Raw genomic sequence first — 21,185 nt, forward strand, 5'->3', positions numbered from 1 at the left:
TGTCACCAGCCCTTGATGCCGAGCTGCTGGGCCTGCTGGACGACGTCGTCGTCGTACTGGTCAGCACCCTTGGCCGCGTTGGTGATGCCCGAGCCGACCTGCACGCAGATCTTCTCGAGGTTCGGGCCCTTGATCGGGGACAGGAACTCGAGCGCCGGGCTCGCCTTGCCGTCGTCCAGGTACTTCTGCAGGTCGTCGATCATCGGGGGCACGTCGTCCGGCAGCGAGCAGGTCGAGATGACGTACGGGCCACCGGGCGTTCCGGTGTCGTTCTGCACCTTGCAGCCGTCGGCCGAGTTCGCGAAGGCGATGAACTTCTTCGCGGCGGCGAGCTCGTCACCCTCGGTGGTCTTCGGGATGTACAGGCCGTTCGGCTCCCAGATGGTCAGGTTCGTGTCGTCGGCGTCCTCGGCCGGCAGCGCGAACGCTCCGATGTCCGCGACCGCGTCGGGGCTGTCCTGCTGCAGGGTCGAGATCGCGTTCGTCAGCATCGGGTACTGCGCCCCGGTGCCGTCGGCGAGCATCTTCAGGCCGTTCGCCTGCGTGGCCGAGGCGTAGTCCTCGTTGTAGAGGTCCTTGTCCTTGCCCTCGGCGAGGTGGTCGAAGCCGGCGAGTGCGGGGTCCTTGGCGTAGGACTCCTTGTTCGCGGTGTAGTTGTCCGCCCAGTCCTTGTCCTGCGCCGTGATGTTGGCGAAGTCGCCGAGCACGAACAGCTGGCTGGTCCAGGTGTCGCCGTACGTCTGGATGATCGGGGCGACCTTGCCGGCGTCCTTGATCTTCTCGCTGTTGCTGATGAACTCGTCCCACGTGGTGGGGACGCTGAGTCCGAGGTCGGCGTAGACCTTCTTGTTGTACATGACGCCGCCGCCGAAGCTCGTGCCGAACGGAGCGCCGTAGACGCCCTTGTCGGTGCTGACGACCTTGGTGAACTGCTCGTCGACGTCCTTCGTCCAGCTCTCGTCGGACAGGTCCACCAGGGTGTTGTCCGGGTTGAGGGCCTGCATGAGCGAACCGGAGTTGTAGTTGAAGACGTCGGCCATCTCGCCGGTCGACAGCTGGGTCTTCACCAGGTTGTCGCCGTCGGTGCCCTGCGGGCGGGTGTCGAACTTGACCGTGATGTCGGGGTTGGCCTTCTCGAACGCCTCGATGAGCGGCTTCGCGGTGGCTGCGGTCGCGGGTGAGTTGTCGGCCTGGTAGGTGATCTGCACCTTGCCGCCGCCTTCGTCGGCGGAACCGCCGGACGAACACGCCGCGAGCCCGCCGATCAGGACCGTGGCGCCGCCGATGGCGACGAGCCGTTTGACGACGGCGCGCTTGGTGAGCGTCCTCGTGGTCAGGGAACGAGCTGACATTCCTTACCTCCTCGTAAGGCCCGGGGCGGGGTACCCCGGGTGAAACGGACCCGGATCCCGCGTCGTCGTGGGCTCCGGTTGCTGCTGTTTAGAACGTTTCAATCAGGATGGAACCACGTGGATTGAAGCGTGTCAATCGCTGTGCCGATTTCGTTACGGGAACGCGCATGCCTGGTGCGCGCGGTCCGCGTTGCCCGGCCTGCCCGCCCCGCCCCCACTCCACCCCGCTTCGCCCGCCCTGCCTCCACCCCGCCCGCGAAAGCGACAGTGTGCCGCGAACTGTTCGCGTGGATCTGTCGCTTTGCCGGACCAGACGGCGTCCCGTGCCGCAGGACTGTCGCTTTCGCGCGCTCAGGCCTCGGTGCGGCGCGGGTCGCTCGGCGCCGTGGCCCGCGCGGCCGCTGCACCGGCGCGGCCGAGCGTGCTCTCGCGGGGCACGAGCTCGCTGCCGAGCACCACGGTGCGGTGGACGTGCATCGGGTCGGAGAGCTCCTCGAGCAGCAGGGCCACGGCAGTGGCGCCCATCTCCTCGCCGTGCATGGTGACCGAGGTCAACGGCACCGCGCCGCCCCACGCCACCGAGTTGTGGTCGCACCCCGACACCGGGATGTCCTCCGGCACGCGGATGCCGGCGGCTCGGAGCTCGGAGACGACCGCCATGGCGAGCAGGTCGGTGACGCCCAGGACGCCGTCGGGCCGTTCGGCGACCGGCATCGCGGCGATCCGCGCGCCGGCGTCGGTGCCGCCGGGCGGGTCGATGTCACCGGCGTCGACGTCGACGAGTTCGACTCCGGGGTGTTCCGCGATCGCGCGGAGGAGCCCCGCGCGGCGACGGGCCACCGGCTGCAGGTCGGGCCGGGCACTCACGAAGCCGATGCGTCGGCAGCCCTGCTCGATGAGGTGCTGCGCGGCCACGTACCCGGCCTGCTCGTTGTCGACGACCACCGAGCAGGCGTCCACCTCGGTCGGCTCGTAGTTGACGTAGACGACGGGCAGGCCGTGCTGCTTCGCTGCCTCGACCTGTGCGCGGGACTCCGTCATCGAGGCCAGCAGGATGCCGGACACCCGGGTGCTCTCGAGGAACGCGAGGTGTTCGCCCTGCGCCTCGAGGTCGTTCTCGCTGCTGGCGACGAGCAGGGTGCGCCGGCGTTCGCGGGCGGTCGTGTGCGCGCCGCTGACCACGTCGGTGAACAGCGAGTTGCGGAGCGAGGCGACCACGAGACCGATCGCCCGGGTGCTGCCCGACACCAGTGCCCGGGCGTTGCGGTTCGGCGTGTACCCGAGTTCGGCGATCGCGTCGTGCACGCGTGCGGCCGTGGACTCGGCGACCCGCTCGGGGTGGTTCAGGACGTTCGAGACGGTCGCCAGCGAGACGCCGGCGCGAGCTGCGACGTGGTGCACGCTCGGCGGGCCGTCGCGCCGGGGGACATGCACCATGCTCCGATCGTAGGCCGCGGCGGCGGCCGGTCCGTGCCGCAGAGCCGGGCAGGCTGGTGGGCAGACGCGAGGCGGTCGGCTACGCGTCGGCGACAGAGGACTGCCGGACCACGAGCTCCGGCGTGAACTCGACGTGCTCGAGGTCGATTCCCTGCCCGAGCTCGACCTGCTTCGTCAACAGCTCGATCGCCTGGCGCCCGAGGTCCTGCGCAGGCTGGCGCACCGAGGTCAACGGGACGACGGCTGCCTCGGCGAAGGCGATGTCGTCGTAGCCCACGATCGCGATCTCGTCCGGCACCGCGATCGTGCCGCGCATGATGAACGCCTGTTCGAGGCCGACCGCGAGCAGGTCGTTCGCCGCGAACACCGCGTCCGGCCGTTCACCGCGGGGGCGTGCCTGGAGTTCTTCGCCGATGCGACGCCCTTCGAGCACCGACAGTGACGCGGTCGGCAGGACCTCGATCTCGATACCAGCTGCCCGGGCCGCCGACAGTGCGCCGGCGTGCCGGTCGGCAACCTGGCGGATGCTGGACGGACCGCCGACGAACGCGATGCGCGTCCGCCCGATGGCCGCGAGGTGCTCGACCGCGATGCGACCGCCCGCGACGTCGTCCACCGACACCGAGGCGAAGTGCTCGTCGTCGGCGCGGCGGTCGACGAGCACGACGGCGGTGCCCTGGTCACGCAGGCGGGCGAGGCGGGACAGGTCGTCACCGGCGGGGGAGATGAGCAGGCCGGCGACGCGGCGTTCCTCGAACAGGTCGACGTAGGTGCGCTCGCGGTCGGTGGACTCGTCGGAGTTGCCGATCAGGACGGCCAGGCCCTTGTCCATCGCGGCGTCTTCTGCACCGCGCGCGACGTCGGTGAAGAACGGGTTGCCGCCGTCGAGCACGATCAGGCCGACGGTGGAGCTGCGGCCGGCCCGGAGCTGGCGTGCGGAGTCGTTGCGGACGAACCCGAGCGCGGCGATGGCGGACTGCACCCGGTCGACGGTGGTCGGGGCCACCTTGTCGGGACGGTTCAGGACGTTCGACACCGTCCCCAGGGACACGCCGGCGAGCGCTGCCACCTCTCGCACACTGACCGCCATGTGGCCATCCTGGCATCGCACCTGCGCTTCCGGGTGGTGCGCGCCGTGATCTGTGGAAAACGGCGGACGGGAGGCGCGGTGCGGGCTGGACCCGGGCCTCCCGTCCGGTGGGTGGGCAGGTCCACCGCACGGTGCGAGATTGTGGGTGCGGCCGGGCCCCGTGCGTGCTCCGTTCCGGCGTCGCACCGTGCGTGCTGCGCCGCCACGTGCGAGGTTGGCCGCTCGGTGCGCGCTTGCAGCGCCGCACGGAGCGGGCAACCTCGCACCGAGTGAGCGACCGCGCACCGTGCGGACGCGGGCGCGCCGCACGCGGACGCGCACAGCACGGACTTGCCAACGCCCGCTGGGTCGCACTATCGTCTCGCTGTCCCGTTGAAACGATTCACTGGCGAACACGCGAACGGAGGACCAATGGCGGTCCGAATCGGAGCCCGGAGCACCACGGGCTGGAAGGCGACCGTCTCGGTCGCCATGTCGAACTACATCGAGTCGGGGTCGATCATCGCGATCGCCACGAGCCTCAGTCTGTGGCAGGCGCAGTTCCACGTCGGCGACCTCGAGGTCGGTCTGCTGGCCAGCCTGTCGGCGAACGCGTTCGGCGCGGCCGCCGGCGCCATCATCGGCGGACCGCTGTGCGACCGCTACGGCCGGAAGTTCATCTACACCTACGATCTGCTGCTCTACATGCTCGGCATCCTGCTCGCGGTCTTCGCCGGCAGCTACGGCATGCTGTTGGTCGGCTTCATCCTGACCGGCATCGCGGTCGGCGCCGGGGTGCCGGCGAGCTGGACCTACATCGCCGAGCAGGCACCGGCGGACAAGCGTGCGGCCCACGTCGGCACCGCGCAGCTCGCCTGGTCGATCGGCCCGATGGTCGGCTTCGCGTTGGCCATCGCCGCCGCACCCCTCGGACTGCTCGGCAGCCGGCTCATCTTCGCGCACCTGTTCGTCGTCGCCGCCGTCGTCTGGTGGCTTCGCCGCGGGCTGCCGGAGTCGGCGATCTGGAAGGACGAGCGCGCCGCGACCGGCACCGCGAACTTCTTCCACGGGATCACCCAGCTGTTCAGCCGGCGCCGGAACCTGACCGCGATGCTGTTCCTGTTCGGCGTCTACGCGCTCTGGAACACCGTCGCCGGGCAGGCCGGCATCTTCCAGCCGCGGGTGTACTCGGCCACCGGGGTCACGAGCGTGACCGAGCAGTACGGCCTGCAGATCCTGGTGTGGGGCTGCACCGTCGCCGCGACCTACTTCGGCTTCATGCGCTACGGCGACCGGGTCAGTCGACGGTTGCTGTTCGCCCTCGGCGCGGCGCTGGCGATCGTCGCCTGGGCCGTCCTGATCTACGCACCGGCGAACCTCGGCACGCTGCTGTTCTTCGCCGTGGCGTGGGGCATCTCTTCGGGCATCGGCGCCCAGGCGTTCTACGGCCTCTGGACGAGCGAGCTCTTCGCCACCCGGTACCGGGCCAGTGCGCAGGGCGTGCTCTTCCTCGCCGCGCGGGTCATGGTCGGTCTGCTGAGCATCTGGTTCCCGCTGCTGCTGTCCGACATCGGGATCCGTGCACTCGGTGGACTCATCCTGGGGCTCCTCGCGATGTCGTTCCTGGTCGGCACCATCTGGGCGCCGCGCACGCAGGGCAAGACGCTCGAGGCGATCGAGGCCGAGCGGTACGGCACCGTGACCACCGTCACCGGTACCGTGCGCACCGCCGACGAGCGCGCCGTGCAGGACGCCGAACAGCGTCGCCGTGCCGAGGCCGACCGGTGACCCGCGTCTGCTTCCGACTGCAGGTGCAGGCCGAGCACCTGGACGCCTACCGCGAGCGGCACGCCGCGGTCTGGCCGGCGATGCTCCGGGCGATCGCCACGGCGGGGCGGCGGAACTACTCCCTGTTCCTCGACGACGACGGCCTGCTGATCGGCTACTACGAGACCGACTCAGTGGCCGATGCCGACGCGTCGCTCGCGGCCTCCGAGGTCGCGACCGCATGGGAGGCGCACATGCAGGACCTGTTCGACGGTGCCACGGGTCGGGCGGACCAGACCGCGCGGGTGCTGCCTGAGGTTTTCAACCTGGAGGACCAGCTGGCGGCCGCCGCCGAGTGAGGAGCGCTGGACACCTCGAACGGGGAGTCGTGCGCCGTCGGTCCGCGGCCCTACGGTGGCGGGATGCGATTCCTGCGTGGCCGAAACCCGTTCCAGTTCGCCCTCGGTGCCCTCGCGATCCTGGGTGCGGTGATCCTCGTCGTGCGGTGGATCACGAGCTTCGTCGCGCCGCACACGTACAGCTACGCCTACATCGCGGGCGCCGGTGTCTCGATCGACCTGCCGTTCATCGTGGTCGTCGAGCTCGTCACGATCCTGTCGTTCGTCGGGTGGCTCGTCGTCGGCGCGCTGCACTGGGGGCCGCGGCGCACCGACGGCTGAACACCACGGGTAGCGTCCGGTCCATGGCCGACGTGACCCACGCCGCGGACCTCGGGATCGACCTGTCCGACGGCAAGCCCCAACAGCTCTACCGGTGGTTCCTCGCGAGCATGCTCTTCGGCAGGCCCATCCGGCAGGAGCAGGCGGCGGAGACCTACCGCGTCCTCATCGACCACGGGTTCACCAGCCCGGGGAAGTTCGCGGGCGCCGGACGCGAGCAACTGCGGAGGGTCCTGGACGAGGGCGGCTACGCGCGCTTCGACTACCAGATGACCGATGCCCTGCACGAGACGATGCACACGCTCGACGCCGACGAGGGCTCCGTGTCGCACCTGGTGAAGACCGCGGCGTCGCGGAAGGACCTGCGCGACCGACTCGCCGCGCTCAAGGGGGTCGGCCCGAAGACGATCGAGATCTTCCTGCGGGACATCCCGGACGCTGTGCTGCCGGACTGACCGCCGGTGCGTGCCCGAGTCACTTCGTGAGCAGAAACGGTCGAGTCTGACGACCCGACCCGACCATTCCTGCTCACAAAGCGCCCACGACCCGCCACGAAGCGGCCCCGACCCAACCCCGCCCCGCCCAGCCCACCCATCGCCCCCGTGGCTACCGTGGACCCCATGCAGCCGCCCGCAGCAGGAACCCTCCGCGTCCTCCACCTCTCCGACACCCACCTGACCGGCGACGGCGCCCTGCACCAGGGGGCCGTCGACACCACCGCAGCGCTGGACGCCGTGCTCGCCCACGTCGACGGAGTGCCCGGCATCGGCCTCGTCGTCATCTCGGGCGACGTGTCCGAGGACGGCAGCCCCGAGTCCTACGCCGCCGTCCTCGAGCGGGTCGGCGGATGGGCCGAACGCCACGGAGCCGCCCTCGTCGCGGTCCCGGGCAACCACGACCTGCGCGAGGGCTTCCGCCAGGTGCTGTCCAACGGCCACGTCCTCGGCGAGGGCGGCCGACCCGTCATGCACACGATGGAGTACCACCCGCCGACGGTGCCGGTGTGGGGGCAGTCCCTCGTCGCCGGCCGGAGGATCGTCACGGTCGACACGAGCGTGCCGGGTGCCGGCTACGGCGAGCTGAGTGACGCCAGCCTCGAACGACTCCGCGCCGCGCTCGCCGGGGACCACGCCCCGCACGGCACGGTCGTCGTCCTGCACCACCCGCCCCTGCCGGCCCCGACCGAGCTGCACGAGGCGCTCCGGCTGCAGAACCCCGAGGCGCTCGCTGACGTGATCCGGGGGTCCGACGTGCGCGTGGTCCTGGGCGGGCACTACCACCACCACTTCGCCGGATCGCTGGCCGGGGTCCCGGTCCTCGTCGCCCCCGGGGTCGCGAACGACACGGACGTCACCGGCGCGTACGACGAGGAATCGGCCTCCGTCGACAGCGGCGCCCTCGTCGTGGACGTCGCCGAGGACGGCTCCGTCTGGTCGACGCCGCTGCGCGTCCCACGCCCCGACGCCGACCCGCTCGCGTTCCACCTCGACGCCGAGACCGTCGCGTCCGTCATCGCGGCCGCCGGCAAGCACTGAGCGGCAGCCAGCAAGCACTGAGTGGCCGCCGGAAAGCACCGAGCGGCCGGCGTGCAGTGAGCGCGCGACGCGCACCGAGCGCGCGGGGCGCCCTGGACGTGCGCGACCGACGGACGGGAGGCCCGTGGCGGCGCCGCCACGGGCCTCCCGTCCGCTCGTCGGTACCGCCCACGGCCGGTACCCCGCCTGCTCGGGCTGCACGCGGGGAAACCGAGTAGGCCGGAGGCACACGCCAGCGAAGGAGCACCCATGCGGAACGGCAAGGCAGTCCAGTACGACCGGTACGGCGACTTCAGCGTGGTCGAGCTCGTCCCGCAGGAGAAGCCGACGGCCGGCCCCGGCGAGATCGTCGTCGAGATCGTCGCCGCCGGGTTGAACCACATCGAGCGCTTCCTGCGCGAGGGGAAGCTCCGGGACCACATCGAGCTCGAGTTCCCGGCACGGCAGGGCGTCGACTTCGCCGGCATCGTCCGGGCGCGGGGCGACGGCGTGAAGGACCTTCGGGTGGGTGACGAGGTCATGGGGCACGCGCCCCAGGGCGGATCGCACGCGAACTGGATCGCGGTTCCGCGTGGTGCCGTCATCAAGAAGCCCGAGTACGTCGGGTGGGAGGTCGCCGGTGGCCTGTACCTGGCCGGGTGCACGGCGGTGTCGGTGGTGCGATCGCTCCGCCTCGGACCGGACGACACCGTCGTCATCACCGCTGCAGCGGGCGGTGTCGGCCACATCGAGAGCCAGCTGGCGCACGACGCCGGTGCGACCGTGATCACCCTCGGCAGTGCGCGCAACCACGACTACCTGCGGCAGATCGGCACGCTGCCGGTCGTGTACGGCGAGGGCGAGGAAGACCGCATCCGAGCGATCGCGGACGGCCGGCCGATCACCGCCTTCATCGACAACCACGGGGAGAGCAACGCCGAACTCCTGGCGGAACGCCTCGGGGTCGGGTCCGAGCGCTTCGTGTCGTCGGACGAGCGCCGCGACATCGAGCTGCGGTTCCTGCGCGCCCCGGCAGAGGACGAGGAGACCCGTGAACTCCTGACCCTGCTGGCGAAGGCCCTGCAGGAACGCCGCTTCCAGGTGCTCATCTCGGGGTTCTACCCGTTCGAGTACATCGTCGAGGCGTACGAGGACCTCGCCGAGATGAAGTCACGCGGCAAGGTCGTTATCGGGATGCAGACGGTCGAGACCGGGGCCCGGCTCGACTGGTACCGCTCCGAGAAGGCCCGCGACCTGCGGGACCGCTACGCGGATGCGCGCGGCTCGGAGGCGGAGACGATGGCGGGCGGCTCAGCGAGTCCGGCGAGCTGACGGCGGTCGGGCTCGGCGGTCGGGCTCAGCTCAGGATGTCCTTCGAGGCGAACCGGCTGTACGCCAGCGCGCCGAACACGACCACGTAACCGAGCTGCAGCAGTGCGTTCGACCCGAACGAGTCGAACGAGATCGGGTCGCGGAGCAGGTCGCCGAACCCCAGCCACTGGTGCGAGAACAGGTACGGGTGCAGCCAGTCGAGCTGGGGGAGCTGGTCGAGGACCTGGGAGGCCCCGGCCAGCACCACCGTCGCGGCCATCGCCCCGACCGGCACGTTCGTCAGCGTCGACGCGAACATGCCGATCGCCACGAGTCCGAGCATCGACATCGCCACGTACAGGGCGAGGAGCAGTGCCCGACCGGCGTACGACGCTCCGCCGACCTGGGTACCGGACAGCAGGGTGACCGGACCGATCGGGAACAGCACGGCACCGATCGCCGCACCGACGAGCACCACGAGCAACGTGGCCGCCAGGCAGAACGCGACCGCGCCGGCGAACTTGACCAGGATGAACCGCACCCGGCCGGTCGGAGCGACGAGCAGGTAGCGGATGGTGCCGTGGCTGGCCTCGCCCGCGACGGTGTCGCCCGCGACGACGCCGACCGTGAGCGGCAGGAACAGCGGGATCGACACCGTCAACGCGGTGAACGCCACGAACAGGCCGTTGTTGGTGATGTCGCCGAGGAACGCCGGGCCGCCGTCGTCGCCGTCGGTCGTCAGCTTCACGGCGACCGCGATCAGGACGGGGACGAGCGCCAGCGCCCCGAGCATCGCCCACGTGCGGCGGCGTCGGAACACCAGCGCGAGTTCGGAGCCGAGCAGGGCGAAGGGACGCTGGCGGCGCGGGGCCTCGGCATCGGCCTCGGCGTCGGGCAGTGCACGGGCAGTGTCAGGCAGCGACATCGAAGCCCTCTCCGGTGAGCGCGACGAACAGGTCCTCGAGCGTGCCGCCGCCCACCGTCAGCCCACGGACGCGGACGTCGGCGCGGACGAGTTCGGCGGTGATGGTCTCGGGCAGCAGCTCGTGCGGCAGGTCGGCGACCAGGACGTCCGCGCCGCCGTCGTGCCGGGGTACGAGCCCGAGCCGGCTCAGCACGCTGCCGGCCTGCCCGACGTCGGGCGTGCGGACGGTCACGGTACGTGCTCCGGCGGACCGCAGTTCGTCGAGTTCGCCCTGTGCCACGAGCTTGCCGGTGCGCATCACCGCGGCGTGGGTGCAGACCTGCTCGATCTCGGCGAGCAGGTGGCTCGACACGAACACCGTCGTGCCGTCGTCCGCCAGGGACCGGATGAGGTTGCGGACCTCGCGCGTGCCCTGCGGGTCGAGGCCGTTCGTCGGTTCGTCGAGCACCAGCAGGTCGCGCGGGGAGAGCAGTGCGTTCGCCAGGCCCAGTCGCTGCTTCATGCCGAGCGAGTACGCGTGCGCCTTCTTGTCCGCCGCGTGCGTCAGGCCGACACGGTCGAGGGCGCTGGCCACGCGGGCCTTGCGGGTGCGCGGGTCCGACGTGGGGTCGGCCGCGTCGAAGCGCTGCAGGTTCGCGCGCCCGGACAGGTACGGGTAGAAGGCCGGCCCTTCGACCAGGGCACCGACGCGCGGCAGCACCTGGTGGAGCGCCTTCGGCATCGACTGGCCGAGCACCTCGATCGTGCCGCCGGTCGCGCTCGACAGCCCGAGGAGCATCCGGATCGTGGTCGTCTTGCCGGAGCCGTTCGGCCCGAGGAACCCGAACACCGCGCCGCGCGGCACCGACAGGTCGATGCCGTCGACGGCGCGCTGCTTGCGGAAGACCTTCTGGAGGGCCGTGGTGCGGATCGCGAGGTCCGTGCCCGTGGTCGGACGGGTCGCGTCCACGGCGGCCGGCTCCGTCGTGTGCGCGGGTTCCGGTGCGCTCACTTCGCGGCGGCGACCAGCGACGACACCGGCACGGCGCCGGTGAGGACCCGGCCGTCGTCGGTCAGGTAGACCGACACGAGCGAGGTCTGGACGGCACGGCCGCCGTCGACGGCCTTCGTGAGCTGGCCGAGCAGGCCCGAGGCCTCGTCGCCGAGGGCCGACTGGTCCACGGTGCCGGCGGGGAGCTCGGCGATCGTGCCCCAGCCCTCGCCCGTGAAGGTCGGCTCGTCACCGTCGTGCGCGCCGTGGGCGTGGTCGCCCTTCGCGTGCGCACCGTGCTCGGCGTCGGACAGGTCCTTCTCGGTGACCTTCGCGTTCGACGGGGGCGTGAAGTCGAAGAGCCGTGCGGCCGGTGCGCCGTAGTCGAGGCTCGTGAACCCGACCTGCACCGCGGGGGCGTCCTGCCCGGCGGCCTGGATCGTCGCGCGCAGCGGGAGCCCGGTCTGCTGGTCGACCGCCAGTCGGACAGTGCCGACCAGGGTGTCGGAGGACTTCGGCGTCAGCGTGATCTGCCAGGCGTCGTGACCCGCGACGCTGACCTCGGTCGGCTTCGAGACCGTGGTGCTGGGGGTGATGGCGTCGATGGCCTGCTCGGCGATGTCGGTCGGCGTGGTGGCACCGTCCTGCGGGTCCTTCGCGGTGTCGGAGGGCAGGGTCACGTGCGTGGCCGTGCGCTCCTTCGAGTCCCAGGTCCAGACCTCGGACCCGTTGCGGACCACGTCCTGCTCGGCGAGCTGCTGCGTCAACTGCACGCGCTGCTTGTCGGCGCCGTCGACGTACACGCGGGCGGTGTGCGACGAGGTGAGCAGCCCGAGCACGTCCGAGGCGTCGCCCTCGAGCGAGGAGCCGCCGGAACCGGTCGGCAGTTCGGGGAGTCCGAGGTCGCTCGACTGCGAGAGCTTGCCGGAGTACTGCGCGTCCGAGGACTTCGCGATGCTGGCGATGACGTCGGCCGCGGTCGGGTTCGTCCCCGCGATCGGGTCGTTCGCCGCGTTCGCGATCATCGGGGCGGCGACGGCGCCGGCGACGACCACCGGCGCGATGACTGCTGGCAGCCAGGCTGACTTCTTCATCGGGTTCCCCTCGTGGAGCATCGGAGTCGTGAGTACGGTACGTCCGGCCCCCGACAGGACGCTGGGCGTCGACGGATCGCGATCGTTCGTAGACTCGGGACGCGACCGACGGCGGTCGCGTGGCGGCGAAGGAGGCGGCATGCGGGCGGTGCTCGGTCTGGACATCGGGACGTCGAGCACGAAGGCGCTGCTGGCCCGGTTCGACGGCACCGTGATCGCCGAGGTGAGCCGTCGGCACGACGTCGACCGTCCTGCCCAGGGACTGGTCGAGATGGACGCGGCCGTGTGGTGGGACGAGTTCACGACGCTGACGCACGAGCTCCTCGCGCTCGTCCCCGATGCCGACGTGCAGGCCGTCGGGGTCAGCGGCATCGGACCCTGCGTCCTGCTCACCGACGATGCCGGCGACCCGTTGCGTCCGGCGATCCTGTACGGCGTCGACACCCGGACCGCCGACCTGCTCGACGAGGTCACGGCCGAGCTCGGGGGCGAGGACACGATCCGCGCCCGGTGCGGCTCTGCGCTGAGCACCCAGGCCGCCGGGGCGAAGCTCGCGTGGCTCGCCCGGCACGAGCCCGACGTCTGGGAGCGCGCGGTCCGGTTCACGATGCCGGCGTCACGCGTGGTGGAGCTGCTGACGGGGGAGTACGTCCTCGACCACCACTCGGCCAGCCAGACCACGCCGCTCTACGACGTCCACGAGAACACCTGGATCACCGAGTGGTGCGAGCAGCTTGCGCCCGGCCTGCCCCTGCCGCGGCTGCTGTGGTCCGGCGACCAGGCGGGCGTGGTGACGCGCGAGGCGGCCGCGGCCACGGGCCTCCCGGTCGGTATCCCCGTGACGGCCGGCACCATCGACGCATGGGCGGAGGGCGTGAGCGTCGGGGAGTCCGTGCCGGGCCGGATGTTCCTGCAGTACGGCACCACGATGTTCATGATCGCGCCGACCGCCGAGCCGACGCCGGTGCCGGGCATGTGGACGACGGTCGGGACGCACCCGGGGCAGCCGAGTGTGTCGGGTGGGATGGCGACCTCCGGGGCGATCACCGACTGGCTGCGACGGCTGGTCGACGGCGAGTGGCCGACGATGCTCGAAGAGGCTCGGTGCGCCGGGATCGGCGCGAACGGGCTGCTGATGCTGCCGTACTTCGCGGGGGAGCGGACGCCCATCGCCGATCCGGACGCGCGCGGGGTGATCGCCGGGCTGACGGTGCGGCACACGCGTGGGGACATCTACCGGGCGACGCTCGAGGCGACGGCCTACGCGGTCCGGCACAACATCGAGGTGCTGCGTGCGGCCGGGGTCGAGGTCCGCGAGCTCGTCGGGGCCGGCGGCGGGTTGCTCGGACGGCTCTGGCCGACGATCGTGTCGGACGTCACCGGGCTGCGGCAGACGGTGCCGTCGGTGACCGTGGGAGCGTCGTACGGGTCGGCGTTCTTGGCGGCAGCGCTCGTGGCCGACGTCGACATCCGGCAGTGGAACCCGCCGGCCACCGTCATCGAGCCCGACCCCGTCGCGACGGCGGCCTACGAGCCCGGGTACCGCGACTACCGCGAGCTCTACGAGGCGACCAAGGCCGTCGTGCACCGCTTGGCCGCGCGCAGCTGACCGTTCGACCCCGCGCAACGGACACAGCACCGCGCAGATGCACGGTGCTGTGTCCGGAACCTGGTTCCGCGGGAGTGCCGCCGCGCCTACGCCGAAGCGTCGACGCCGGCGGGCGCGCTGCCGTCGTACTCGCAGATGGCCGCGACCTTCGAGGCGCTTGCGCTCGTTCGGTCGAACTCGTAGCCCAACCACTCCTTCGCCATCCGGCGGGCGACCTCGACGCCGACGACGCGCTGGCCCATGCAGAGGACCTGGGCGTCGTTCGACAGGACCGAACGCTCGACGCTGAACGAGTCGTGCGCCGTGACGGCCCGGATGCCCGGGACCTTGTTCGCCGCGATCGCGACACCGAGTCCGGTGCCGCAGATCAGGATCGCGCGGTCGGCTTCACCCGACGCGACGAGTCGTGCAGCATCGACGGCCACGTGCGGGTAGGCGGTGTGCCCGTCCGCGTCGACGCCGACGTCGACGACCGACGCCACCCGCGGGTCGGCCTGCAGGTCCTGCTTGATGATCTCCTTGTAGTCGAACCCGGCATCGTCCGAGCCGATCACGAGACGGTACGTCATGCGTGTGTTCCTTCCAGTTCGTTCGCACGGGCAGCGAGGACCTCGCCGACCCGCGTGAGGATCATCCCCATCGAGGTGGCACCCGCGTCGGGTGTCCCCAGGCTCTTCTCCGCCAGCGGCCGGGCACGCCCGACCTTCGGCGTGAGGTCGGCGGTCTTGTCGGCCTCGTCACGAGCGACTTCCGCTGCAGCCTGCCACGCGTCGGTGAGCGAGGAGCCAGCCGACACCGAGGTCCGCAGTGCATCCACGAACGGCAGCAGTGCGTCGAGCAGCGTCTTGTCTCCACGGGACGCCCCGCCCAGGTGGACGATCGAGTCGGCGAAGGCCTGCGCGGCCTCGACGACGTCGGACGCCTCGTACGCGGAGCGGTCGTCGCGCAGCGACCGTCCGAAGGCCTCGAGTGCCGCACCCCACAGGACTCCCGAGGTGCCGCCCGCGAACTCGGCCCACGCGTCACCGGCGCGTCCGAGGACGAAGGCGACCCCTGCCTCCTGGCCGACCCGGTCGACTGCCTTCCGAGCCGCGCCGATCCCCTTGACCATGCCGCGTCCGTGGTCGCCGTCGCCGGCGACGGCGTCGATGCGGCCGAGCTCCTCCTCGTGCTCCCGCAGGAGCGCGTCGATCGCCTCGATCGCGTCGCGTGCCGTCTGCGCGGCCTGCCGGGAGGCATCACTCGCGTCCGGTACGACCGTCGCCTCGTCCTCGGCGTCGTCCACGGCGTCGGCCGGCAGCAACGCCGCGATCGGCGCCGCCGCCTTGCGGTAGGCCGGCGTGTAGGTGTCGGCGCGCCACAGGGGATCGAGCTCGTCGTCGAGCCACTGGAGGGTCAGCGAGCAGCCGCCCATGTCGAGGCTCGTGACGAGTTCGCCGACCTCGGGTTCGACGATCTCGAGTCCAGCGTCCTGCAGCAGCGGGAGCACGCGGCCCCAGAGCAGGAACAGTTCCTCGTACTTGGTGTCGCCGAGGCCGTTGAGGATCGGGGCGACCCGGGTGCCCGCGTTCGCCGGTCGGTCGGCGAGCATTCGTTCGACGAGCAGCGCCGCGAGTTCGGTGGCGCGGAGCAGCGGCACGTCCTCGATGCCGGGCTCGCCGTGGATGCCGAGCCCGAGTCCGAGGTGGCCGTCAGGCACGGTGAAGAGCGGCTCGGTGGCGCCGGGCATGGTGCACCCGGAGAACGCGACACCGATCGTGCGGGTGGCGGCGTTGCTGGCGTTGCCGAGGCGCTCGACCTCGTCGAGGTCCGCGCCCGCGGCGGCCGCGGCACCCAGCGCCTTGAAGACCGAGAAGTCCCCGGCGATGCCACGGCGCTTCGACTCCTCGTCGGCGCTCGCGATGTCGTCCGTGACCACGACGATCCGGGTGTCGATGCCCTCGGCGCGCAGCCGCTCGGCGGCGAGCCCGAAGTTCATCGTGTCACCGGCGTAGTTGCCGAACGACAGCACGACGCCCTTCCCCTGGTCGGCCGCCTTGGCGACCGAGTACACCTGCGCGGTGGACGGCGAGGTGAAGACGTTGCCGACGACGGCGCCGGTGGCGAACCCCGGGCCGACGATCCCGCAGAACGCGGGGTAGTGGCCGGAGCCGCCGCCGACGACCACCGCGACCTGGGGGTCTGCGCCCTCGGTGGGCAGGGTGACGACGCCGCCGTGGACGCCGCGGACGCGGTCGGCGTAGAGCGCGAGCCAGCCGGCGAGCTGGTCCTCGGCGAACTCGTCGGGGGCGTCGTGGATCGTGGTCATGCTCGAGTCCTTCAGTGGGAGGTGCGGGTGCCCTGCGGCACCTTGAGGAAGTGGATCATCACGAACGCGCAGGCGTACAGACCGACGAACGTCCAGGTCGCAGCCTGACCGCCACCGCCGAGCGCGAAGACCGCGGCGACCACACCGGTGCCGAGGAACGCCGCACCACCGGCTGCCGTCGTGTACATCGCCATCGCGGCGCCCTTGTGCTCGGGGGCGAGCGCCGGCATGATCGCGCCCATCGGCACGAAGCCGGCGAGCAGGCAACCGAACACGCAGCCGGCGACGACGGAGAGCACGTAGCCCCAGTCCGAGCCGGCGGGGACGAGCTGCGGGACGTACCACCAGGCGATGAGGCCGAGGGCGGACCCGACGATGCCGAACCACTTGACGGTGCGCTGCCAGCCGATCTTGTCGCCGACCCAGCCGAACAGCGCGTTCACCAGGATGTTCGTCGCGTAGACGCACACGGTCATGAGCAGCCAGCGGCTCTGGCCCCACCCGCGCTCGTTCGCGATCACGGCGGGCAGGACGACGAACATGCCGAACTCGGGCGCGGTGTTGATCAGGCGGACCAGGAAGCCCATCAGGATCTTCGGCCGGGTGACGGTCAGGCGGATGCCGCTCGTCAGCACCTGCCAGGCGCTCTCGCCGGCCGGGGCGATGCGGGAGAACCCGTTCGGCAGCCGGACGCCGAACAGCATGATGAGGAAGCCGATCACGACGAGGCCGATCGAGGCGACCATCGCGCCGGTCTCTCCGATCGTGCCGCCGCCGAACACCGGGATGGCGCCGATCGCGAAGAGGGAACCGAGCGTCGGCAGGCCACCCGTGAAGGCGACGTAGAACCAGCCGACCGCCGAACCGTTCCGCTCGACCGGGGTGGTGATGTTCACCCAGACCAGGAACGCGAAGGCGAAGAGCGGGTAGCCGAAGCCCCGGACGGCGTAGGCGACGGCCGCGAACGGCACGCTGCCGATGTTCAGCGCGAGCAGGAAGAGCACCTCGAAGACGACCCAGACGGCGAACCCGAGGATCATCACCCGGCGCGGCCCGATCAGGTCGGAGAGGGCGCCGGAGACGTAGCTGCCGATCAGGGCGGCGAGGCTGTAGAAGGTCACGATCGTCGCGACGGTGGCCTCGGGACTGCCGAGGACCGCGACCATGTGCGGGGTGATGAAGTTCGACTCGACGCCGTTCCCGGTCATGAAGACCAGGACGGCGACGAACCCGAGGGCGAGCGGGCGGGGGATCCCCATCCGGTCGAGGCGGCCCTCGGCGCGAGGGGTCGTGGGCGCACCGGTGGCGCGCTGTGTCGTCGTTGACATGCTTGCTGACTCCAGGGGTCGGCGGGCTCAGGCCTGCAGGGACGGGAGGATCGAGACCTTGACGCTCGCGCCGGCGGAGTCGCCGACCAGGTCGAGGGCCTCTTGGAACCGCTCGAGCGGGAACTGGTGCGTGCAGATCTCCGACATCGGCAGGGTCTCGGCCTCGAGCAGCTTGATCGCCGCCGGCCAGGTGTGCGGGCCGAGGTGGGCGCCCCGGACGTCGAGCTCCTTGTCGTCCGAGATGATCGACCAGTCGACGGAGACGGCGTCCTTGAACACCGAGTACTCGACGAAGGTGCCGAGTTTGCGCAGCAGGTTGAGGCCCTGCGGGACCGCGGACGGGTGGCCGGTCGCCTCGATGTAGACGTCGGCGCCGTAGCCGTCGGTCAGTTCCTTGACCCGGGCGACGGCGTCGTCCTCGGCGATGTTGATCGTCAGGTCCGCGCCGACCTTGCGTGCCAGCTCGAGCTTCGCCTCGACCACGTCGAGCGCGATGATCCGGAGCGGGTTCTTCTGTCGAGCACCGGCGATGGCGGAGAGGCCGATCGGTCCGGCGCCGGCGATCACGACGGTGTCGCCGAACTTGATGTCGCCCCGCTCGACGGCGTGGAACGCGCAGGACAGCGGCTCGGCGAACGCGGCGACCTGACCGGGCAGGGCGCTCGACACCGGGTGGGTCAGGGCCTTGGCGGGGACGAGCACGTACTCGGCCATCGCGCCGTCGTAGCCCTTGAAGCCGAACATGTCGTGGACGTTGCACATCCAGTACGCGCCTTCGAGGCAGTAGCGGCACTCCCAGCACGGCACGATCTGCTCGCACGCGATGCGGTCGCCGAGCGAGACCTTCCGCTTCGCCAGGGTGTCGTCGTCGCCGGACACGATCGTCCCGACGAACTCGTGCCCGGGGATGCGGTCCGTCTCGGCCCAGGCGGCGCGGTTCTCGTCACCCCAGAACTTCGCGGCGCCGTGGTAGCACTTCAGGTCGCTCGCGCAGATGCCGACGGCGTCGGTGCGGAGCAGGAGCTCGCCGGGACCGGGCGTCGGCACGGGGCGTTCCTCGAGCCGGTAGTCGCCCGGGCCGTGGACGACGACGGCTCGCATCGTCGTGGGGATGGTCGTGGTGGCGGTCGTGGCCGCGTTCTCGGTCGTCGTCGACATGCGCTGCTCCTTCGTTGGATGGCTTCGGCGACGACTGTACACCTCGCAGAACGTTTGTCCAGAACACAATTTCTGCTAGGTTCGACCCGACGCAAAGGAGCGAACATGACGACCAGCGCCACCACCGACTTCGCCGCAGCCCTCCGCCCGGGCCCGGACACCGTCGACCTGACGAACGACTTCACCGGCCGCACCGCAGTGGTGACCGGCGGCGCCTCCGGCATCGGGAACGCCATCGCCCGGGCACTCGCCGCACGGGGTGCGCGGGTCGCGATCGTCGACGTCCGTGCGGACGGCGCGACGACGGCGGCGGCCGACCTGCCGGCCGCGACCGATGCACCGGGCGCGGCCGCGGGCCTCCATGCCGGGTTCGGCTGCGACGTGACGGACGAGACGTCCGTGGCGCGCACCGTCGCAGACGTCGTCGCGCACTTCGGCCGCGTCGACGTGCTCGTCAACTGCGCCGGGATCGCCGCCCTCGCTCCGGCGGACGAACTGTCCGCCGAGACCTGGTCGAGGACGATCGACGTCAACCTGACCGGCACCTTCCGCGTCGCCCAGGCCGTCGGTCGGCACATGCTCGCTGCCGGGTACGGGCGCGTGGTGAACATCGCCTCGCAGGCCGCGCACGTCGGCATCGACGGGCACGCCGCCTACTGCGCCTCGAAGGCGGGCGTCATCGGACTCACCCGTGTGCTCGCGCTCGAGTGGGGCGGTCGCGGCGTCACCGTCAACACCGTGTCGCCGACCGTCGTGCTCACCGACCTCGGCCGTGCCGCGTGGGCGAACGAGAACGGCATCCGACACCAGGACGAGATCCCCACCGGCCGCTTCGCCACCCCCGACGAGATCGCCGCCGCGGTGCTGTTCCTGGCGGGGGAGTCGAGCGCGATGGTGAACGGCGCCGACCTCCGGGTGGACGGCGGGTTCACGATCCGCTGAGGTGTGCCGGGGATACGATCGGCGCATGTCCGCCGAGAACCCTGCCGCCGAGGGTGCCCGGACCCGGTTCCCGCTCGACACCGTGTACCAGGCGGCGCGGATGTACTACCTCGAGGACGCCACCCAGGTCGAGATCGCCTCGCGCCTCGGTGTCTCGCGTCCGACGGTGTCGCGGCTCGTGGCCGAGGCGCGCAAGGCCGGACTCGTCCGCATCGAGGTCGTCGACCCGTTCCAGGACGAGACCGTCGCGCTCGCCGAACGGCTGCAGGTCGTGCTCGGCATCCGAGCGGTGCACCTGGCCGCCGTCACGCACACCGCCACGCTCGGCGCCGACCTCGCCGCGCCCCTGGCCGCAGCGGTCGAGGGCATGGGACTCGTCCCCGGCGACGCCGTCCTGATGTCGTCGGGCCGCACGGTGTACGACGTCGCACACGCCGGCATGCCGAGCCTGCCCGGCGTGCAGCTCGTCCCGACGGTGGGCGGGCAGGCCGACCCGATGCCGTGGTTCCAGACGAACGAGATCACCCGGACCGCTGCGGAGCACTCCGGAGCGATCCCCGCCTTCCTGTTCGCGCAGGCGCTGCCGTCGCCCGCGATGCGGTCCTCGCTCGACGAGGACCCGGCCTTCCAGCACGTCGTCGGGCTCTGGGGCCGGGCGAAGGGCGCGATCCTCGGCATCGGGGCGCCGACCCCGACGCGCGACGCCCTGGCGCGGGGCGTCCCCGTCGAGGACGCCGCGTTCGACCACGCTGCTGGTGACGTCTGCCTCAACTTCTACGCCGCGGACGGTTCGCCCATCGAGTTCCCCGGCAGCGACCGGATGGTCCGGACCTCGCGCGAGGTCCTGTCCGGTGTGCCGCACGCCGTCGGCGTCGCCGTCGGCAGTGCCAAGGTCGGCAGCATCGTCGGCGCGGTGCGCGGGGGGCTCGTCAACGAGCTGGTGTCGGACGCCGCGACGGCCCGCGCCCTGCTCGACGCGCTCGCCTGAGCGGTCTGCTCGACGCCTGGCAGGTGCGCGTTTCTTCCCAGAACGGGCGCGATGGAAGGCGCTTTCGGGCATACCTGGTCGTTTCTTCGTGGCAGGTACGCCCGATTCCGGCAGGTACGCCCGATTCGGGCAGGTACGCCCGAACCTAGTGTGTGCGCCGCACGTCCCACAGGTGGTGGACGGGGTCGTGCGCGTAGTACGTCGCGAGGCTTGCGACGGTGAAGGTGCTGCCGTCCGACCGCAGCCCCGTGCGCTGGAGCTGGTCGTCACGGACCTCGTCGAACGCCCGCGCTGCCCGGTGTGCGGCCTCGCCGAGCTCCCGGACGACGACGGCCGGGTCCTGCTCGCCGTACTGGTCCTGGACCGCCGTGGCGTCCTGGTCCCAGTTCGGGAACGTCGGGGCGTCCTCTGTGAGCATCAGGGCGAGCCGCTCGGTCATCTTCCGGTGCACATCGCGCACGTGGGCGCCGTACTCGAGTGCCGACCAGGTGTGGTCGTCGGGACGCTCGCGCACGTCATCCCGGCCGAGTTCGGTCGGCCACGCGGTCGTGTTCGCGTCGATGATCCCCGGCACGTCGCGGATCGACACCGTGGTGCCGTCGTAGCCGCACTCGGGGCAGGTGCCCTCGATGACCCAGGTCCAGCTCTTCGTCTCGGGTTCGATCGCCATGCGCCGATGTTATGTCCTCGTTACTCAGCCTTCCGGATCCGCAGGCGCATGCGGATCGGGCCC

The 21,185-nt window shown here is 71.2% G+C and carries 20 protein-coding genes; 9 read left to right on the top strand and 11 right to left on the bottom strand.

What is annotated here, in order from left to right:
• Positions 1-2: 2 nt before the first annotated feature.
• The 3 genes from HQQ88_RS08885 to HQQ88_RS08895 form a co-directional block, all read right to left on the bottom strand.
• Positions 3-1,352 (bottom strand): ABC transporter substrate-binding protein, encoded by a 1,350-nt coding sequence (locus HQQ88_RS08885; protein ID WP_131845794.1) that lies wholly within the window; start codon positions 1,350-1,352, stop codon positions 3-5.
• 351 nt (positions 1,353-1,703) lie between these two features.
• Positions 1,704-2,789 (bottom strand): LacI family DNA-binding transcriptional regulator, encoded by a 1,086-nt coding sequence (locus HQQ88_RS08890; protein ID WP_132099989.1) that lies wholly within the window; start codon positions 2,787-2,789, stop codon positions 1,704-1,706.
• 79 nt (positions 2,790-2,868) lie between these two features.
• Entirely contained in the window at positions 2,869-3,879 is a 1,011-nt protein-coding gene (locus HQQ88_RS08895; RefSeq protein WP_173169247.1) for a LacI family DNA-binding transcriptional regulator, read from the bottom strand.
• 411 nt (positions 3,880-4,290) lie between these two features.
• Between HQQ88_RS08895 and HQQ88_RS08900 the strand changes: the two genes are divergently transcribed.
• The 6 genes from HQQ88_RS08900 (at position 4,291) to HQQ88_RS08925 (ending at position 9,151) form a co-directional block, all read left to right on the top strand.
• Complete coding sequence (locus HQQ88_RS08900) at positions 4,291-5,646, top strand: MFS transporter (protein WP_216834433.1); 1,356 nt, start codon at positions 4,291-4,293, stop codon at positions 5,644-5,646.
• Positions 5,643-5,984 carry an L-rhamnose mutarotase gene (locus tag HQQ88_RS08905; RefSeq protein WP_123291976.1) on the top strand — a complete coding sequence of 114 codons (342 nt, stop codon included), beginning with the start codon at positions 5,643-5,645 and terminating at the stop codon, positions 5,982-5,984. The genes HQQ88_RS08900 and HQQ88_RS08905 overlap by 4 nt, the downstream gene beginning before the upstream one ends.
• 63 nt (positions 5,985-6,047) lie before the next feature.
• A complete protein-coding gene (locus tag HQQ88_RS08910) occupies positions 6,048-6,305 on the top strand; it encodes a hypothetical protein (protein WP_123291977.1) in 258 nt (85 codons plus the stop codon).
• A 23-nt stretch (positions 6,306-6,328) separates the two neighbouring features.
• The gene (locus HQQ88_RS08915; protein ID WP_173169248.1) at positions 6,329-6,760 is read left to right on the top strand and encodes a DNA methylase; all 432 of its coding nucleotides are present in this window, start codon (positions 6,329-6,331) and stop codon (positions 6,758-6,760) included.
• A gap of 165 nt (positions 6,761-6,925) precedes the next feature.
• A complete protein-coding gene (locus tag HQQ88_RS08920) occupies positions 6,926-7,840 on the top strand; it encodes a metallophosphoesterase (RefSeq protein ID WP_133937950.1) in 915 nt (304 codons plus the stop codon).
• Positions 7,841-8,089: 249 nt separating this feature from the next.
• The gene (locus HQQ88_RS08925; protein WP_133937948.1) at positions 8,090-9,151 is read left to right on the top strand and encodes an NADP-dependent oxidoreductase; all 1,062 of its coding nucleotides are present in this window, start codon (positions 8,090-8,092) and stop codon (positions 9,149-9,151) included.
• Between the two features lie 25 nt (positions 9,152-9,176).
• Here HQQ88_RS08925 and HQQ88_RS08930 read toward each other — a convergent pair whose 3' ends face one another.
• From HQQ88_RS08930 to HQQ88_RS08940, 3 genes are read right to left on the bottom strand one after another with little or no spacing between them, the layout of a single operon-like run.
• Positions 9,177-10,055, bottom strand: a complete 879-nt coding sequence (locus HQQ88_RS08930) for an ABC transporter permease (protein ID WP_173169249.1) — start codon at positions 10,053-10,055, stop codon at positions 9,177-9,179.
• Positions 10,042-11,004, bottom strand: coding sequence for an ABC transporter ATP-binding protein (locus HQQ88_RS08935; RefSeq protein WP_173169250.1), 963 nt, complete (start codon positions 11,002-11,004; stop codon positions 10,042-10,044). The genes HQQ88_RS08930 and HQQ88_RS08935 overlap by 14 nt, the downstream gene beginning before the upstream one ends.
• Before the next feature lie 38 nt (positions 11,005-11,042).
• The gene (locus tag HQQ88_RS08940; protein ID WP_173169251.1) at positions 11,043-12,119 is read right to left on the bottom strand and encodes a sigma-E factor regulatory protein RseB domain-containing protein; all 1,077 of its coding nucleotides are present in this window, start codon (positions 12,117-12,119) and stop codon (positions 11,043-11,045) included.
• A 139-nt stretch (positions 12,120-12,258) separates the two neighbouring features.
• Here HQQ88_RS08940 and HQQ88_RS08945 point away from each other — a divergent pair, with 139 nt between their 5' ends.
• A complete protein-coding gene (locus HQQ88_RS08945) occupies positions 12,259-13,728 on the top strand; it encodes an FGGY family carbohydrate kinase (protein WP_173169252.1) in 1,470 nt (489 codons plus the stop codon).
• Positions 13,729-13,814: 86 nt separating this feature from the next.
• On the opposite strand, the gene HQQ88_RS08950 is transcribed toward HQQ88_RS08945, so the two are convergent.
• The 4 genes from HQQ88_RS08950 to HQQ88_RS08965 are packed head-to-tail and all read right to left on the bottom strand — an operon-like array spanning position 13,815 to position 18,522.
• Positions 13,815-14,297: a ribose-5-phosphate isomerase gene (locus HQQ88_RS08950; protein WP_131845784.1), complete on the bottom strand. Its 483-nt coding sequence runs from the start codon at positions 14,295-14,297 to the stop codon at positions 13,815-13,817.
• Entirely contained in the window at positions 14,294-16,036 is a 1,743-nt protein-coding gene (locus HQQ88_RS08955) for a dihydroxyacetone kinase family protein (RefSeq protein ID WP_173169253.1), read from the bottom strand. The genes HQQ88_RS08950 and HQQ88_RS08955 overlap by 4 nt, the downstream gene beginning before the upstream one ends.
• A gap of 11 nt (positions 16,037-16,047) precedes the next feature.
• A complete protein-coding gene (locus HQQ88_RS08960) occupies positions 16,048-17,364 on the bottom strand; it encodes an MFS transporter (protein ID WP_207895492.1) in 1,317 nt (438 codons plus the stop codon).
• Positions 17,365-17,391: 27 nt separating this feature from the next.
• A complete protein-coding gene (locus HQQ88_RS08965) occupies positions 17,392-18,522 on the bottom strand; it encodes a zinc-binding dehydrogenase (RefSeq protein WP_123672438.1) in 1,131 nt (376 codons plus the stop codon).
• Positions 18,523-18,627: 105 nt separating this feature from the next.
• Here HQQ88_RS08965 and HQQ88_RS08970 point away from each other — a divergent pair, with 105 nt between their 5' ends.
• Positions 18,628-19,464: a GolD/DthD family dehydrogenase gene (locus HQQ88_RS08970; protein ID WP_254066998.1), complete on the top strand. Its 837-nt coding sequence runs from the start codon at positions 18,628-18,630 to the stop codon at positions 19,462-19,464.
• 25 nt (positions 19,465-19,489) lie between these two features.
• A complete protein-coding gene (locus tag HQQ88_RS08975; RefSeq protein WP_111084401.1) occupies positions 19,490-20,452 on the top strand; it encodes a sugar-binding transcriptional regulator in 963 nt (320 codons plus the stop codon).
• A gap of 145 nt (positions 20,453-20,597) precedes the next feature.
• Here the strand turns inward: HQQ88_RS08975 and HQQ88_RS08980 are convergent, their stop codons facing one another.
• Entirely contained in the window at positions 20,598-21,122 is a 525-nt protein-coding gene (locus HQQ88_RS08980) for a DinB family protein (protein WP_173169254.1), read from the bottom strand.
• Between the last annotated feature and the right edge of the window lie 63 nt (positions 21,123-21,185).

It is taken from the genome of Curtobacterium sp. VKM Ac-2861, from assembly GCF_013204965.1.
GTDB lineage: Bacteria > Actinomycetota > Actinomycetes > Actinomycetales > Microbacteriaceae > Curtobacterium.

What these genes read in the sequence shown, in the direction of transcription:
- HQQ88_RS08895 (WP_173169247.1), bottom strand. Translation starts at nt 3,879, where the DNA reads ATGGCGGTCAGTGTGCGAGAGGTGGCAGCGCTCGCCGGCGTGTCCCTG.
- HQQ88_RS08900 (WP_216834433.1), top strand. Translation starts at nt 4,291, where the DNA reads ATGGCGGTCCGAATCGGAGCCCGGAGCACCACGGGCTGGAAGGCGACC.
- HQQ88_RS08925 (WP_133937948.1), top strand. Translation starts at nt 8,090, where the DNA reads ATGCGGAACGGCAAGGCAGTCCAGTACGACCGGTACGGCGACTTCAGC.
- HQQ88_RS08920 (WP_133937950.1), top strand. Translation starts at nt 6,926, where the DNA reads ATGCAGCCGCCCGCAGCAGGAACCCTCCGCGTCCTCCACCTCTCCGAC.
- HQQ88_RS08945 (WP_173169252.1), top strand. Translation starts at nt 12,259, where the DNA reads ATGCGGGCGGTGCTCGGTCTGGACATCGGGACGTCGAGCACGAAGGCG.
- HQQ88_RS08970 (WP_254066998.1), top strand. Translation starts at nt 18,628, where the DNA reads ATGACGACCAGCGCCACCACCGACTTCGCCGCAGCCCTCCGCCCGGGC.
- HQQ88_RS08955 (WP_173169253.1), bottom strand. Translation starts at nt 16,036, where the DNA reads ATGACCACGATCCACGACGCCCCCGACGAGTTCGCCGAGGACCAGCTC.
- HQQ88_RS08960 (WP_207895492.1), bottom strand. Translation starts at nt 17,364, where the DNA reads ATGTCAACGACGACACAGCGCGCCACCGGTGCGCCCACGACCCCTCGC.
- HQQ88_RS08890 (WP_132099989.1), bottom strand. Translation starts at nt 2,789, where the DNA reads ATGGTGCATGTCCCCCGGCGCGACGGCCCGCCGAGCGTGCACCACGTC.
- HQQ88_RS08930 (WP_173169249.1), bottom strand. Translation starts at nt 10,055, where the DNA reads ATGTCGCTGCCTGACACTGCCCGTGCACTGCCCGACGCCGAGGCCGAT.
- HQQ88_RS08885 (WP_131845794.1), bottom strand. Translation starts at nt 1,352, where the DNA reads ATGTCAGCTCGTTCCCTGACCACGAGGACGCTCACCAAGCGCGCCGTC.
- HQQ88_RS08950 (WP_131845784.1), bottom strand. Translation starts at nt 14,297, where the DNA reads ATGACGTACCGTCTCGTGATCGGCTCGGACGATGCCGGGTTCGACTAC.
- HQQ88_RS08910 (WP_123291977.1), top strand. Translation starts at nt 6,048, where the DNA reads ATGCGATTCCTGCGTGGCCGAAACCCGTTCCAGTTCGCCCTCGGTGCC.
- HQQ88_RS08940 (WP_173169251.1), bottom strand. Translation starts at nt 12,119, where the DNA reads ATGAAGAAGTCAGCCTGGCTGCCAGCAGTCATCGCGCCGGTGGTCGTC.
- HQQ88_RS08975 (WP_111084401.1), top strand. Translation starts at nt 19,490, where the DNA reads ATGTCCGCCGAGAACCCTGCCGCCGAGGGTGCCCGGACCCGGTTCCCG.
- HQQ88_RS08980 (WP_173169254.1), bottom strand. Translation starts at nt 21,122, where the DNA reads ATGGCGATCGAACCCGAGACGAAGAGCTGGACCTGGGTCATCGAGGGC.
- HQQ88_RS08965 (WP_123672438.1), bottom strand. Translation starts at nt 18,522, where the DNA reads ATGTCGACGACGACCGAGAACGCGGCCACGACCGCCACCACGACCATC.
- HQQ88_RS08915 (WP_173169248.1), top strand. Translation starts at nt 6,329, where the DNA reads ATGGCCGACGTGACCCACGCCGCGGACCTCGGGATCGACCTGTCCGAC.